The organism is Candidatus Symbiothrix dinenymphae, assembly GCF_001431085.1.
The window spans coordinates 1-473 of record NZ_BBRU01000363.1; the positions used below are offsets into that span (position 1 = coordinate 1).

General features: G+C 47.4%; 1 protein-coding gene. It reads left to right on the forward strand.

All coding sequences use genetic code 11. The features are described 5' to 3' along the window. Positions 1-239: 239 nt before the first annotated feature. Positions 240-473: hypothetical protein (locus ASC50_RS07205; protein WP_158648419.1), on the forward strand; the 234-nt coding region annotated here is incomplete at its 3' end.

Below are 473 nucleotides of genomic sequence, written 5' to 3' on the forward strand. Positions count from 1 at the left end.
TTAGAAAGTGCCTGGCGCTTGTTGCCGTGTTATGGGGAGCTAGCACGTTTCCCGCGTGGGGATTTACCGTCACCATTGATGCAAATACGGGTACGGGTACGGGTACTCTAACTGGTACGGTAACGCCCCCCTCTGGTCCTACAGAACCTGTAGTTTCAGGCCAAAATTATCCTAATGGTAGCGTGTTTACATTCACTGCTACTCCGGATTTTCATTGTACTTTAACAAGGATGCAACGCATGCTTAATATTACAGGAGGGAGCTGGTCAAACCTCTCTGGCAGTTACACCCCAACTGATAATTTCACAGTAAGAGCTGAATTTGCCGCTATTCCCTCATATACTATTACATACGCAGGTTCTACCGAGACAACAACACCCTCACCCACTACTGAAGTGGTTTTTGCAGGAGAAACTGCAGTCGGTTCATCAAGTGCGGCAATTGCTTCCACTTCGGAATGGAGATATACATGG